The organism is Streptomyces sp. NBC_00691, assembly GCF_036226665.1.
In the GTDB taxonomy this organism is placed as follows: domain Bacteria; phylum Actinomycetota; class Actinomycetes; order Streptomycetales; family Streptomycetaceae; genus Streptomyces.
Map to the genome: position 1 here is coordinate 1,271,347 of NZ_CP109007.1, position 12,344 is coordinate 1,283,690.

At 72.4% G+C, this 12,344-nt stretch carries 14 protein-coding genes; 2 read left to right on the forward strand and 12 right to left on the reverse strand.

Translation table 11 applies throughout. The annotated features are described in order from the left end of the window. Positions 1-127: 127 nt before the first annotated feature. Positions 128-370: a DUF6011 domain-containing protein gene (locus OG392_RS05530; RefSeq protein ID WP_329276212.1), complete on the reverse strand. Its 243-nt coding sequence runs from the start codon at positions 368-370 to the stop codon at positions 128-130. 36 nt (positions 371-406) lie between these two features. On the opposite strand from OG392_RS05530, the gene OG392_RS05535 reads away from it, so the two are divergent. Next, positions 407-889, forward strand: coding sequence for a glutathione peroxidase (locus OG392_RS05535; RefSeq protein WP_329276215.1), 483 nt, complete (start codon positions 407-409; stop codon positions 887-889). 13 nt (positions 890-902) lie between these two features. Next, positions 903-1,664: a putative protein N(5)-glutamine methyltransferase gene (locus OG392_RS05540; protein ID WP_329287083.1), complete on the forward strand. Its 762-nt coding sequence runs from the start codon at positions 903-905 to the stop codon at positions 1,662-1,664. Positions 1,665-1,796: 132 nt separating this feature from the next. Here OG392_RS05540 and OG392_RS05545 read toward each other — a convergent pair whose 3' ends face one another. Genes OG392_RS05545 through OG392_RS05595 form a run of 11 tightly spaced genes read right to left on the reverse strand, consistent with a single transcriptional unit; the run spans position 1,797 to position 12,342 of the window. Further along, the gene (locus tag OG392_RS05545) at positions 1,797-2,645 is read right to left on the reverse strand and encodes a hypothetical protein (RefSeq protein ID WP_329276217.1); all 849 of its coding nucleotides are present in this window, start codon (positions 2,643-2,645) and stop codon (positions 1,797-1,799) included. A 47-nt stretch (positions 2,646-2,692) separates the two neighbouring features. Beyond that, positions 2,693-3,235, reverse strand: a complete 543-nt coding sequence (locus tag OG392_RS05550) for a nuclear transport factor 2 family protein (RefSeq protein WP_329276219.1) — start codon at positions 3,233-3,235, stop codon at positions 2,693-2,695. Between the two features lie 26 nt (positions 3,236-3,261). Then, positions 3,262-4,110, reverse strand: coding sequence for a hypothetical protein (locus tag OG392_RS05555; protein WP_329276221.1), 849 nt, complete (start codon positions 4,108-4,110; stop codon positions 3,262-3,264). Then, complete coding sequence (locus OG392_RS05560) at positions 4,107-4,622, reverse strand: hypothetical protein (RefSeq protein ID WP_329276223.1); 516 nt, start codon at positions 4,620-4,622, stop codon at positions 4,107-4,109. Before OG392_RS05560 ends, OG392_RS05555 begins: the two co-directional genes overlap by 4 nt. Next, positions 4,619-5,893, reverse strand: a complete 1,275-nt coding sequence (locus OG392_RS05565; RefSeq protein ID WP_329276225.1) for an MlaD family protein — start codon at positions 5,891-5,893, stop codon at positions 4,619-4,621. The genes OG392_RS05560 and OG392_RS05565 overlap by 4 nt, the downstream gene beginning before the upstream one ends. Next, entirely contained in the window at positions 5,890-7,098 is a 1,209-nt protein-coding gene (locus tag OG392_RS05570) for an MCE family protein (RefSeq protein WP_329276227.1), read from the reverse strand. The genes OG392_RS05565 and OG392_RS05570 overlap by 4 nt, the downstream gene beginning before the upstream one ends. Next, positions 7,095-8,192 (reverse strand): MCE family protein, encoded by a 1,098-nt coding sequence (locus OG392_RS05575; protein ID WP_329287084.1) that lies wholly within the window; start codon positions 8,190-8,192, stop codon positions 7,095-7,097. The genes OG392_RS05570 and OG392_RS05575 overlap by 4 nt, the downstream gene beginning before the upstream one ends. After that, positions 8,192-9,232 carry an MCE family protein gene (locus OG392_RS05580; RefSeq protein ID WP_329276229.1) on the reverse strand — a complete coding sequence of 347 codons (1,041 nt, stop codon included), beginning with the start codon at positions 9,230-9,232 and terminating at the stop codon, positions 8,192-8,194. The genes OG392_RS05575 and OG392_RS05580 overlap by 1 nt, the downstream gene beginning before the upstream one ends. Then, complete coding sequence (locus tag OG392_RS05585; protein WP_329276231.1) at positions 9,229-10,284, reverse strand: MlaD family protein; 1,056 nt, start codon at positions 10,282-10,284, stop codon at positions 9,229-9,231. Before OG392_RS05585 ends, OG392_RS05580 begins: the two co-directional genes overlap by 4 nt. Next, positions 10,281-11,534, reverse strand: a complete 1,254-nt coding sequence (locus OG392_RS05590; protein WP_329276233.1) for an MCE family protein — start codon at positions 11,532-11,534, stop codon at positions 10,281-10,283. Before OG392_RS05590 ends, OG392_RS05585 begins: the two co-directional genes overlap by 4 nt. Before the next feature lies 1 nt (position 11,535). Beyond that, positions 11,536-12,342, reverse strand: coding sequence for an MlaE family ABC transporter permease (locus tag OG392_RS05595; protein WP_030316736.1), 807 nt, complete (start codon positions 12,340-12,342; stop codon positions 11,536-11,538). Between the last annotated feature and the right edge of the window lie 2 nt (positions 12,343-12,344).

The window sequence follows — 12,344 nt, forward strand, 5'->3', positions numbered from 1 at the left end:
GCTCGGGTTTCGGTCTCATCGGGCCCACTGTGCCGACCCGGGAATCGGCTGGGCCAATGATTTGCCGCCTGATAGCGTCGTGATCTTCGCCGGATCGGTGCCCTGGTCCGAGCCCCGTCGGGCCGGCTCAGCCGGTGGCCGACGGGTCCATGCCCGGAAGGGTGTCCTGGTCGACCTCATGGCGCCGGGTGCGGATGTCCGGGGCCGGAGGATGCAGTTTCGCGTCGCAGGTGGGGCCCAGGCCCGTGCGGCGGGAGTCGGCCCCGGTGAGGGGTCGGCCGCAGAGACGGCAGGCGATCCGGCGCGGTCGGGCCCCCGGTTCTGCCTCCGGCGCGGAATCGATCGGGATTGCCAGTGGTTCGTCTCCCATGCTGAGATCAAACCCTATTCCGACGAGGAGCAGTCCATGAGCCTGTACGACATCCCGCTGAAGACCCTGACCGGCCAGCCGGTCTCCCTTGCCGACTACCGGGACCGCGCGGTCCTGGTCGTGAACGTCGCCTCCAAGTGCGGACTGACCCCGCAGTACGAGGGGCTGGAGAAGCTGCAGAAGGAGTACGGCGATCGCGGCTTCACCGTGCTCGGCGTGCCCTGCAACCAGTTCGCGGGCCAGGAGCCCGGCAGCGCCGACGAGATCCAGACCTTCTGCTCGACGACGTACGGCGTCTCCTTCCCGCTCCTGGAGAAGACCGACGTCAACGGCGAGGACCGCCACCCGCTCTACACGGAGCTGGTGAAGGCCGCCGACGCCGAGGGCGCGGCCGGTGACGTCCAGTGGAACTTCGAGAAGTTCCTGATCGGCCGCGACGGCCAGGTCACGCGCTTCCGTCCGCGCACCGAGCCCGACGCCCCCGAGATCGTCGCCGCGATCGAGTCTCAGCTTGTCTGACGTCGCGAACGGCATGGGGGTCGTCGAGCGGCTGCGGGCCGCGGGCTGCGTCTTCGCCGAGGAGGAGGCGGAGATGCTCCTCGCGGCCGCGGCCGGGCCCGCCGAGCTCGACCTGATGGTCGAGCGGCGCGCCTCGGGCCTGCCCCTGGAGCACGTCGTGGGCTGGGCCGCGTTCGCCGGGCTGCGCGTCGTGGTGGACGGCGGGGTGTTCGTCCCCCGGCGCCGTACGGAGTTCCTGATCGAGCACGCCGTGGACCTGGCCCGGCCGGGCGCCGTCTGCGTCGACCTGTGCTGCGGCTCCGGCGCGGCGGCCGCGGTCCTGCTCGACCGGGTCGAGGGCGCGGAGGTGCACGCCTCGGACATCGAGCCGGCGGCCGTGCGCTGCGCCCGCCGGAACGTCGAGCCGCGCGGCGGCCGGGTGTACGGGGGCGACCTCTTCGCCCCGCTGCCCCGGGAACTGCGGGGCCGGGTAGAGATCCTGGTCGCCAACGTGCCTTACGTCCCCACCGGGGACATCGGGCTGCTGCCCCCGGAGGCCCGCGACCACGAGCCGCTCGTCACCCTCGACGGCGGTCCTGACGGCCTCGACGTGCTGCGCCGGGTCGCCGCCGAGGCCCCGGAGTGGCTTGCGCCGGGCGGGCGGCTGCTGGTCGAGACGAGCGAGCGGCAGGCCGAGCGGGCGGTGGCCGCGGTCACCGCTCACGGAATGGAGGCCCGCGTCCTGAGCTGCGAGGAGCGGTACGCGACGGTGCTCGTCGCGACCTGGGCGGGCTGACGGGCTGACGGGCTGACGGGCTGACGGGCTGACGGGCTGAGTCCACCGAGGGGCTCGGCCGCCCGGACGTCCGGGCTCTCGCCGACGCCGGCCGGTTCCCTGCCTCAAGCGCCCCGGCGCCCGCCCGGATCCTCAGCGGCCGAAGGTGTCGATGTTCTCCACGAGCCAGCGACCGTCTCGGCGCACGACGTCGACGGCGAACATCGCGCCCGCGTAGACACCCTGGTCCTTGGCCTTGGCCGCCTTGTCCTTCGACGACCCGCCGGCCGTGCTCACGCTGCTCTGGTCGGCGTAGACCAGGACGCGGGCGCGGTCCCCGTCGATCCGCTCCACCGCGCTGTCGGTGACGGTCGTGGTGATCACCGTCTTCTGCTGGGCCGCCTGGGCGAGCACCCCGCCGAGCAGGGTCCGGTGCTGGGCGACGGCCTTGCCCGTCAGGAGCGTCTTGCCGGCCCGGTCGAAGGGGCCGGTGTCGGCGTGGTCGTACGAGAAGAGCGCGGCGACGGCGGCGCCCGTCTGCCCCTTGATCTCGCTGGTGCGGGCGAGATCCGTGAGGGCCGTGTTGCCGCGCGCGGGGTCGTCACGGAGTTCGCTCGCCCTGCTGTACGCCCATCCGGCGAAGCCGCCGAGCAGGAGCGTCAGGACGCAGAGGACGGCGAGGGGGACGCGGCCGGAGTTCCCTGCGCCCGTCTTCTCGCGGCCGGTGTTCCCGGCGCCGGCCTTCGCACTGCCGGAGTCCCCGGCGCCGGCCTTCGCACTGCCGGTCTTCTCGCCGCCGGGCCTCTCTCTGCCCCTGGGTTCCCCCTTCGGCTCCGCGGCCGTGTCCCGTACGGGCTCCACCGCCGGTCGTTCACCGGTGCGCGGGGCGGGTTCCGTGAGCAATCCCGCGGGCGTGCGGGACCTGCCGCCGGGTGCCTGCTGTTCGGCGAGAGCGGCCCGGCGGCGGCGCTGGCGGTTGAGGTGGTGGCGGGGCGTGGGCATCGTGCGTGTCCTTTCGGGTGCGGGCGGCTGTTCGCGGTACGGCCCGGTCAGCCGGCCGCCGTGCCGCCCACCGGGGCCTGCCCCAGCGCACTGAGCTTCCACTGGCCGTCGGTGCGGGTGAGTTCGCCGAGCATGCGGCTGTCCTTCTCCGTGCTCTTGCTGTCGGGCGTCGTGACGGTGATGCGCAGGGCGACGAGCAACCGGGCCCGTCCCGCCCGGTCGTCCAGTTCCGTGACGGCCCCGGACAGCACCCGGGCCGTGGTCACCGTCCGTGCGGTCCGCACCTGCCCGGTGAACTCCTCGCGTCCCTCCACCAGTTGTTTGTGGAGGTCACCGGTCGTGGAGGACTCCCAGAGGTCGAGGCCCTGCTCCACCCGCTGGTGGTCCAGGGTGTTGAGGTTCTGCACGGCCTGCTCCCCGGCGGCGAGCGCCTCGTCACGCTGCACGGCGTACGCGGCGGAGTCGTCGTGGGCGGCCGCGTACCAGTCCTGGCCGGCCCAGGCCGCGGAGGCCCCCGCGGCGAGGGTCAGCACGAGGGCCACGGCCAGGGCCGGGCGGATGCCCGCCGTGGTGCGGACCGGGCGTGTCATGGGGTGCTCCCGTCTCCCGCTCATGGTCAGCGGGCCTTGATGTCGACGATCAGCCACCGGTCGCCCTGGAACGTCGCGGTGACGGTGAGCTGGGCCGCGGCGGACGTGGCGGTGGTCTCGTCCTGACCCGCCTTGTCCTGACGCGCCTTGTCCTGGCCCGCGCCGGACCGACCGGTGCCCTCCCGGCGCGAGGTCTGGTCGAGGAACACGAGGAGACGGGCGGTGTTCCCGTCGAGTTCGATCACTCCGGTGCGGACGGTCTGGGTGCTGAGGGTGATCCGCTGCTCTACCAGCTTGGCGCGGACCTGGGCGAACAGGTCCGTGTACTGGCGGGCGGCGCGTCCGGCGAGGATCGTTCCGGCGGAGCGCTCGACGCCGTCGTTGTTCGCGGGCGTGTACGAGAAGATCCGGGCGAGGCCCTCTCCGACGTCGCCGCCGACGCGGGCGGTGGCCCCTGCGTCGGTGAGCGCCGTGTTGCGCGCCGAGGGGGTGGACCGGAGCTGGTGGGCGGCGTGGAAGAAGGCGCTCCCGGCGAGGAGCAGGACGGCGACGGCCGCGGCGAGGGCGGCCCTCCGCCAGGTCGCGGGGAAGGACCGGGTGGCGGGACCCGCCGGGACCTCGCCGTCCCCATCCCCGTCCGCGCCCGCGCCCGCCGGCTCCCGGTCCCCGTCCCCGTCCGCTGCCCCCGGCTCGCCCGCGCCCTCGGTGTCGGAGGCCGCGTCGGGCGCGGCTTCCGGCGTCGCGTCGGCCGCGGCTTCCGGCGTCGCGTCCGCCGTGGGTTCGGCCGTCGCCTCCGGACGCTCCGGTGCCTCTCCCCCGTCCGTCGCGGGTACGGGGGCCCGGCCCGCCGTCGTCCCGCGCAAGAGTCGCGTCATTCGCCCTCGCCCTCCTCGGCACCGGCGACGGGGACCGCGCTCAGCGCCGCGACCTTCCAGGTGTCCTCGCCGGTGCGCGTCAGGACCGCCTCCAGGCGCTTGCGGTCGGTGGTCGCGACGCCGCCTCCGCGCGGGGTGACGTCGACGCGGACGGTCGCGATGAGTTTCGCCGTACCGGCTCTCGCGTCGAGCGCCGTCAGGGCGGCCTCGGTCACCGTGGCGCGCGCCGAGGCGCCCACCGCGGGTGCGGTGCGCCCCAGTTCGGAGCGGAGCGGTCCGGTGGACGCGTCGCGCCAGGCCAGGATGCCCGCCTCGGCCTGTTCGCGGGTCGAGGCGTCGAGGGAGTTGAGGACGGTGAGACGGGACCGGCCCTCGGCGAGTGCCGTGTCCCGCTCACGGCCGAAGGCGAGGCCGTCGTCGGTACGGGCCTGCGCGTAGGTCCAGGCCCCGGTGCCGCAGAAGCCCAGGGCGACGACGAGGGCGCCCGCGCCGAGGATCCGGCCGCGCCTCATCGGGTGGCCCCGGTGTCCAGGCCGAGGAGACCGGCCATGTCCGTCGGTCCGCCGTTCTGGCCGGGGAGCGCGAGCGCGCCGGGCAGTGCCTGTCGCGTGTCCGTGGCGGTGGGCGCGCTGCCCGAGGGCAGGGACCCGGGCCGGGCCGGTACGGGGACGGCGCCGCCCTTCGGCGCGTGGGCCGAACCGCGGACGTTGACCCCGGCCGCCGCGGAGCCCGTACAGGAGGCGCCGGTGTTGAGGGCGGGCGCGGTGCCCAGGTCGAGGCCGTTGCGGTAGCGCGTCGCGCCGTATCCCGAGGTGCAGGGCAGTGGTGTGAAGAAGGTGACGGCCATGCCGAAGTTCATGCGGCCCCCTTCGACGGTGGTGGCTCCGGCCGAGACGGCCGCCGGGTACTTCACGAACAGTTCCTCCATGCCGCGCTGCCGGGTGACGGCGATCTCCGAGGTGGTCAGGAGGTTGGCGAGGACGACGCTCAGGCTCGGGTCGAGGTCCCGCAGGAGCCCGCTGACCTGTCCGGTCGCGTCGGGGGTGACGGCGAGGAGGCGGCGGAGGTCGCCGTCGGAACCCTTGAGGGTGGTGGCCAGGGTGCGCGCGCCGGTGGCGAAGTCGCGGATGGCGCGGCTCTCCTGGGCCTGGGTGCGCAGGACGACCTCTCCGTCGTTGATGAGCCGGGTGGTGGCCGGCATCGAGGTGTCGGCGGCCTGGACGAAGCGGCTGCCGCTGTCGAGGAGGACCTGGAGGTCGTCGCCGTGTCCCTGGAAGGCCTTGCCGAGTTCGTCGACGACCGTGCGCAGGGACTCCAGGGGTACGGAGCCGGTCAGGTCGTTCATGCTCGCGAGGACGTCGGTGACCGGTGCCGGGACCTGGGTGTCGGACTGTTCGATGCGGGCGCCGTCGGCGAGGAAGGGGCCGTCGTCGCTCTCGGGGCGGAGGTCGATGTACTGCTCGCCGACGGCGGAGAGTCCGGCGACCACGGCCCGCGCGTCGGCGGGGATCTTCGGGGCGGACCTCTTGATGCGCAGGTCGGCCACGACGCCTTCGGCGGTCAGACCGATGTCGCCGACCCGCCCCACGGAGACGCCCCGGTAGGTGACGTCGGAGTGGGTGAACAGACCTCCGGTGCGGGCGAGATGGACCTTCACGGTGTAGTGGTCGGCGACGCCGGCGTAGCGGCCGAGGTCGGCGTAGCGGACGCCGACGAAGCCGAGGACGAGGACGGCGATGACGAGGAAGGCGAGGTTCTTGAGCCGTACGGTACGGGTGATCACCGGGTCTCGCCTCCGTCCTTCGGCGGGGTGGCCGGGGGCAGCGGCAGCGGCGGGTTCGGGCTCGGGCTCCCGCTGCTCGTCCCGGTTCCCCGGCGCGCGGCGGGGCCCGGGTCGGTCGGGGTGGGCGTGGGGGTGGGCGTGGGCTCGGCCTTGGGGATGAGCGGCGGGATGACCTCGGTTCCGGGGGCGGCCGCGAGGTGCAGATAGGTGTTGAGGTAGTCGCCCTTGATGCCCCGCAGCACCTCGTCGGTGAAGGGGTAGGTGAGCAGCACCTGGAGCGATTCGGGCAGGTCGGCACCGGCGTCCGCGAGTGCCGTGAGGGTGGGCGCGAGGGCCTTGAGGTCGGCGACCATGTCCTTCTTGCTCGCGTCGATGGTGGTGACGGCGACCCCGGACAGGGTGTCCAGGGCGCGCAGCATGGTCAGCAGGGAACCCCGTTGGTTCTCCAGCGTCTTGAGGCCGGGCGAGAGTCCGGTGAGGACCGTCTCGACGTCCTTCTTTCGGCCGGCGAGGGTGGCGGAGAGCCGGTTGAGGCCGTCGAGGGCGCGGGTGATGTCGCCGCGGTGGGCGTCGAGGGTCGTGACGAGGGTGTTGACGCGCCGGAGCATCGAGCGGACCTCGGGTTCGCGTCCGCCGAGTGCCGCGTTGAGCTCGCGGGTGATGGTCTTGAGCTGGTTGACGCCGCCGCCGTTGAGCAGCAGGGACAGGGCGCCGAAGACCTCCTCGACCTCGGTGTTGCGGCTGGTGCGGGCGAGCGGGATGACGCTGCCGTCGGTGAGCCGGCCGCCGGTGTCCTTGGGCGGGGCGACGAGCTGGATGTACTTCTCGCCCAGGAGGCTCGACTGTTCCAGGCGGGCGCCCGCGTCGGCGGGCAGCCGGACGTCGCCGTTGATCTTCAGGGTGACGCGGGCGGACCAGGTGTCGGTCCCGAGGTCGATGGCGGTGACGCGGCCGACGGCGACGTCGTTGACCTTGACCGCTGACTGCGGCACGAGGCTGAGCACGTCGTCGAGTTCGGCGGTGACCGTGTAGGGGTGGGAGCCGAGGTCGGCGCCGCCGGGCAGGGGCAGGTCCTCGATGCCGTCGAACCGGAAGGGGTTCCCGGGGGTCACGCCGAGGACGACGGCGAGTCCGACTCCGAGCGCCACCACTCCGACGGCTCCGGCTCCGGCCGCCCGCCGGGCGGGCAGCGTGGGGCGTCTCATCGCTTCTCCTCCCCGGTGGTCGCGGAGTGGGTACCGGTCGGCGAGGAACCGCCGGGGCCCATCGGGCCGCCGGCGCCCGCGGGTCCGCCGGTCGAGGCACCGCCGCCGGTCACCGGCAGCGGGAGCAGCGGTCCGCCCATGCTGATCTCGTTGAGGTTGGCGCGGCCGTCGAGGGTGCGGGTGTCCTTGTTGTAGGCGTTGACGACGTTGCCGGCGGCGAGCGGGGCCACGTCGAGGGCTTCGGCGAGGGAGGCGCGCTGGTCGACGAGGGTCTGGGTCAGGGGGACGAGCCGGTCGACGTTCTTCTTGAGTTCGCCGCGGTTGTCCTTGATGAACGCCTTGACCTGGACGAGGGCCTTGCCGAGTTCCTTGAGGGCTCCGGCGAGGTCGTCCTTGTTCTCCGCGAAGTAGCCGACGACCTCGTCGAGGCGCTCCTGCGCGGTGCGGACGTCGCCGTCCTTGTCCTTGAGCATGGTGGTGAAGGTCTGGAGCCGGCCGAGGGTGGTGAAGAGGTCCTCGCTGCTGCCGTCGAGGGTCTTGGCCGCCTTGCCGAACTCCTTGATGGAGGTGCCGATGGAGGTGCCGTTTCCCTTGAGGTTCTTCGCGCCGGTGTCGAGGAGTTCGGACAGGGCGCCGGTGGAGTTGGCGCCGTTCGGTCCGAGGGCTCGGCTCAGTTCGGTGATCGAGTCGTAGAGCTGGTCGATCTCGACGGGGGTGCGGTTGCGGGCGGCGGGCAGTTCGGCGCCGTCGGCGAGGGCGGGGCCGGTGCTGTAGGCGGGGGTGAGCTGCACGTACCGGTCGGCGACGATGCTCGGGGCGACCACGAGGGCCCGGGCGTCGGCGGGGACGCGGACGCCCTCGTCGAGGAGGAGCCGGACGCGTACCCGGGTGCCCTGCGGCTCCACGGATTCGACCTCGCCGACGCGTACGCCGAGGACGCGCAGGTCGGAGCCCGCGTAGATGCCGACGGTACGGTCGAACCAGGCGGTGATGCGGGTGCCGTCGTCGTCGAGGACGCGGACGGCGACGAGACCGCAGGCGGCGAGCAGCGCGAGGGCGAGCCCGGCGGCGAGGGGTTTTCCGGGTCTGGTCATCATTCACCGCTCCCCTTGGCCGTCGCCTTCTGTTTCGGCGGCAGGCATCCGGTCGTGGGCTGCGAGGTCTCGGGCAGATAGGCGCGGGGCACCACGCCGCACAGGTAGCTGTCGAACCAGCGGCCGCTGCCGAGGGTGTTGCCGACGAGCCGGTAGTACGGGCCGATGAGTGCGAGGGTCTTGTCGAGCTGGCCGCTGTTCTTCTCCAGGACTCCGGTGACGCGGCTGAGGGCCTTGAGGGTGGGGCCGAGCTGCCGGTCGTTGTCGCCGACGACTCCGCTGAGTTCGGTGCCGAGCGCCCTGCTGCCCTTGAGGAGGGCGCGGATGGCGTCGCGGCGCTTCTGTAGTTCGCCGAGCAGGGAGCCGCCGTCCTCGATGAGGGTCTCGAAGCTGGACTTCTTGTTCTCCAGGGTCTTGGTGAACTTCGCGCTGTTCGCCAGGAGCCGGGCGAGTTCGGTGTCGCGCTTGGAGACGGACTTCGACAGTTCGGAGAGGCCGGTGGCGGCGTTGCGGACGTGCGGGGGCGAGTTCTTGAAGGTGTCGGAGATCGTCTCGAAGCTCTCCGCGAGCTGGGCGGTGTCGATGGCGTCGACGGTGCCGCTGAGGTCCTGGAAGGCCTGGGTGACGTCGTACGGGGAGGTGGTGCGCGACTGCGGGATGCGGGTTCCCGGGTCCTGCCGGCCGGAGCCCAGCGGGTCGAGCGCCAGGTACTTCTCACCGAGGAGGGTCTTGATGGCGATGGCGGCGGTGGACCGGTCGCCGACCCAGGCGTCGCCGACCTCGAACGTCACCTTGACCTTGGCGCCGTCGAGGGAGACCTCGGTGACCTGGCCGACCTTGACGCCGGCGATACGGACCTCGTCGCCGGTGTCGAGTCCGGCGGCCTCGGAGAAGTCGGCGCTGTAGCTGGTGCCGTCGCCGACGAGGGGCAGCCGTTCCACGTTGAACGCCAGGGCGGCGAGCAGGGCGAGGAGGACCAGTCCGGCGACGGCGACCGGGTTGCGGTCCTTGACCGGCTTGAGCCGGGGGCGGGGGCTCATCCGCGGCACCTCGGTTCGGTCACGGCGATCCCGGTCGGCGGCTTCGAGCCGTCGGAGGTTCCCACGCCGGTCACGCGCGCCTCGCAGAGGTAGAGGTTGAACCATGATCCGTACGAGGAGAGCCGGGCCAGGGCGGTCATCTTGGCGGGGGTGTTGGCGAGGAAGGACTCGATGGCGGGGGTGTGCTCGCCGAGGGTCCCGGAGAGCCGGCCGAGTTCGCGGATGTCCTTCTTGAGGGGGGCCCGCGCCTCCTGGAAGAGGCCCGCGGTCGTCGTGGTGAGGGCGCCGATGGCCTGGACGGCCTCACCGAGGGGCTTGCGGTCGGTGTTGAAGCCGGTGACGAGTTTCTGGAGGGTGACGACGAGGTCGTCGAAGGCGGCCTCGCGGTTGTTGAGGGTGGTGAGGACGGTGTTGAGGTGGGTGACGACCTGGCCGATGACCTCGTCCTTGGCGGCGACCGTCCGGGTGAGCGAGCCGATGTGGCGCATGAGGCTGTCGACGGTGCCGCTCTCGCCCTGGAGGACCTGCACGAGCGATCCGGCGAGGTCGTTGACGTCGGCGGGCGAGAGCCCCTCGAAGAGCGGCTTGAATCCGTTGAAGAGCAGGGTCAGGTCGAGGGCGGGGGTGGTGCGGTCGAGCGGGATGGTGGCCCCCTCCGCCAGGCTTCCCGCCAGGTCGCCGCTGCCCCGGCCGAGGGAGACGTAGCGCTGTCCGACCATGTTGAGGTACTTCACCGCGGCGGTCGCCGAGCGGGGCACGGAGCGGTCGTCGCGGACCGAGAAGGTGACCTGGGCGGTGCGCCGTTCGACGACGCGGACGTCGGTCACCTCGCCCACCTTCACTCCGGCGATGCGCACCGAGTCGCCCTTGACGAGCCCGGTGACGTCGGTGAACAGCGCCTTGTACGAGTGGGTGGCGGAGCCGACCCCGGTGTTCGCGATGCTGAGGCCGAGGAGGGTGGTGGCCAGCGCCGTGACCAGGACGAACGCGAGGGACTTCAGGAGCGTGCCGGTCAGTCCGCGCCGGCGCGTGTGGGTGGGCCGCTTCGTCATCGGAGGGTCACCTCCGCGCCGCGGAACGCCGGGCCGACCAGCGTGCTGCTCCAGTCGGGCAGGTCGCCGGGCCGCTTCTTCGCCCCGGGGGCGAGGAGTTCGTTGAGGAGGTCGTTCTCCTGCGGGGAGTTGGCGGGGCCGAGGTCCTGGTCGGCCGCGGCGGAGGCCCGTGCGGCGGGTGCGACCGGGATGCCGAGGTAGGGCACGGGGTAGCAGCGCGGGCCGCCGCCGGAGCCGTACGACGGTGTGTCACGGCCGGGGACGTACGCGCCGCGCGCGGGCACGGTGGTGACGTCGACGTGGAGTCCCGGCTGGTTCGTGCCCTTGCCGAGGGCCTTGTCCATGGCGGGTACGAACTGGGCGAGGGTGCGCAGGGTGCAGGGGAAGGACGGCGCGTACTCGGCGAGCAGTTCCACGGTGGGACGGCTGGTGGCGCTGAGCCGGATGATGTTGTTCTTGTTCTGGCGCAGGAAGGCGGTCAGGTCCTGGGCCGTCCTCGTGGTGGAGCCGAGGGTGCCGGCGAGGTCGGCCTCCTTCTCGGCGAGGGTGCCGCTGGTGGTGGTGAAGTCGGTGAGCGCCGTGACGATGTCCGGGGCGGCGTCGGCGTAGAGGTGGCTGACCTTCACGAGTTCTTTCAGGTCGCGGGTGAGGGCGGGCAGTTGGGGGTTGAACTCCCGGAGGTGGGCGTCGAGCAGGGTGAGGGTGTCACCGAGCTTGTCGCCGCGCCCCTCCAGGGCCTGGGAGACGGCCGACAGGGTCGCCGAGAGCTTCTGCGGCTGGACGGCGGTGAGCAGGGGCAGGACGTTGTCGAGGACCTGCTGCAGTTCGACGGCGTTGCTGGAGCGGTCCTCGGGGATGACGGCGCCGGGGCCCAGCGGGCCGGCGGTGGAGTCGCCCGGCGGTACGAGGGCGACGAACCGTTCGCCGAAGAGGGTCGTGGGCAGCATCTGGGCGCGCACGTCGGACGGCACGTGGCGCAGGGTGCCGGGCCGCATGGCGAGGGTGAGGCGGGCTCCGCCGTCGATGGCGTCGATGGCGCGGACCTCGCCGAGGACGACGCCGCGGAGCTTCACCTCGGCACCGAGGTGCATCTCGTTGCCGACGCTTCCGGTCTCGACGACGATCGGGTCGGAGTCGGTGAACTTCTTGTCGTAGACGGCGACCGCGAGCCAGGCGAGCAGGGCGGGCACCAGCAGGAAGACGACGCCGGCGAACCGGCGGCGCAGGGTCTCGGCACGTGAGTCGCTCATCTCACCCCGCCACCTTCACGGTCGTGGTCGCGCCCCAGAGGGCCAGCGACAGGAAGAAGTCGGTGACGCTGATCAGGACGATGGCGTTGCGTACGGAACGGCCGACCGCGATGCCGACGCCGGCGGGGCCGCCGGAGGCCCGGAAGCCGTAGTAGCAGTGGGCGACGATCACCATCACGCTGAAGATCAGCACTTTCAGCACCGAGAGCAGGACGTCCGTCGGTGACAGGAAGAGGTTGAAGTAGTGGTCGTACGTGCCCTGGGACTGGCCGTTGAACAGGACCGTCACATAGCGCGAGGCCAGGTAGGAGGAGAGCAGGCCGATCGCGTACAGGGGGACGATGGCGACGACGCCGGCGATGATGCGGGTGGTGACCAGGTACGGCATGGAGCGGATGCCCATGCCTTCGAGGGCGTCGACCTCCTCGTTGATGCGCATGGCGCCGAGCTGTGCGGTGAATCCGGCGCCGACGGTGGCGGAGAGGGCGAGCCCGGCGACGAGCGGCGCGATCTCGCGGGTGTTGAAGTAGGCGGAGACGAAGCCGGTGAACGCCGCGGTGCCGATCTGTTCCAGGGCGGCGTAGCCCTGGAGCCCGACGACGGTGCCGGTGAAGAGCGTCATCGCGATCATGACGCCGATGGTGCCGCCGATGACACCGAGGCCGCCGGAGCCGAAGGCGACCTCGGCCAGCAGCCGTTGCACCTCCCTGAGGTAGCGGCGCAGGGTCCGCGGGACCCAGAGCAGGGCCTTGACGTAGAACAGGAGCTGGTCACCGGACCGGTCGAGCCAGACGAACGGGGAGGCCATCG

What these genes read in the sequence shown, in the direction of transcription:
- OG392_RS05530 (WP_329276212.1), bottom strand. Translation starts at nt 370, where the DNA reads ATGGGAGACGAACCACTGGCAATCCCGATCGATTCCGCGCCGGAGGCA.
- OG392_RS05535 (WP_329276215.1), top strand. Translation starts at nt 407, where the DNA reads ATGAGCCTGTACGACATCCCGCTGAAGACCCTGACCGGCCAGCCGGTC.
- OG392_RS05540 (WP_329287083.1), top strand. Translation starts at nt 903, where the DNA reads ATGGGGGTCGTCGAGCGGCTGCGGGCCGCGGGCTGCGTCTTCGCCGAG.
- OG392_RS05545 (WP_329276217.1), bottom strand. Translation starts at nt 2,645, where the DNA reads ATGCCCACGCCCCGCCACCACCTCAACCGCCAGCGCCGCCGCCGGGCC.
- OG392_RS05550 (WP_329276219.1), bottom strand. Translation starts at nt 3,235, where the DNA reads ATGACACGCCCGGTCCGCACCACGGCGGGCATCCGCCCGGCCCTGGCC.
- OG392_RS05555 (WP_329276221.1), bottom strand. Translation starts at nt 4,110, where the DNA reads ATGACGCGACTCTTGCGCGGGACGACGGCGGGCCGGGCCCCCGTACCC.
- OG392_RS05560 (WP_329276223.1), bottom strand. Translation starts at nt 4,622, where the DNA reads ATGAGGCGCGGCCGGATCCTCGGCGCGGGCGCCCTCGTCGTCGCCCTG.
- OG392_RS05570 (WP_329276227.1), bottom strand. Translation starts at nt 7,098, where the DNA reads ATGAGACGCCCCACGCTGCCCGCCCGGCGGGCGGCCGGAGCCGGAGCC.
- OG392_RS05575 (WP_329287084.1), bottom strand. Translation starts at nt 8,192, where the DNA reads ATGACCAGACCCGGAAAACCCCTCGCCGCCGGGCTCGCCCTCGCGCTG.
- OG392_RS05580 (WP_329276229.1), bottom strand. Translation starts at nt 9,232, where the DNA reads ATGAGCCCCCGCCCCCGGCTCAAGCCGGTCAAGGACCGCAACCCGGTC.
- OG392_RS05585 (WP_329276231.1), bottom strand. Translation starts at nt 10,284, where the DNA reads ATGACGAAGCGGCCCACCCACACGCGCCGGCGCGGACTGACCGGCACG.
- OG392_RS05590 (WP_329276233.1), bottom strand. Translation starts at nt 11,534, where the DNA reads ATGAGCGACTCACGTGCCGAGACCCTGCGCCGCCGGTTCGCCGGCGTC.
- OG392_RS05595 (WP_030316736.1), bottom strand. Translation starts at nt 12,342, where the DNA reads ATGGCCTCCCCGTTCGTCTGGCTCGACCGGTCCGGTGACCAGCTCCTG.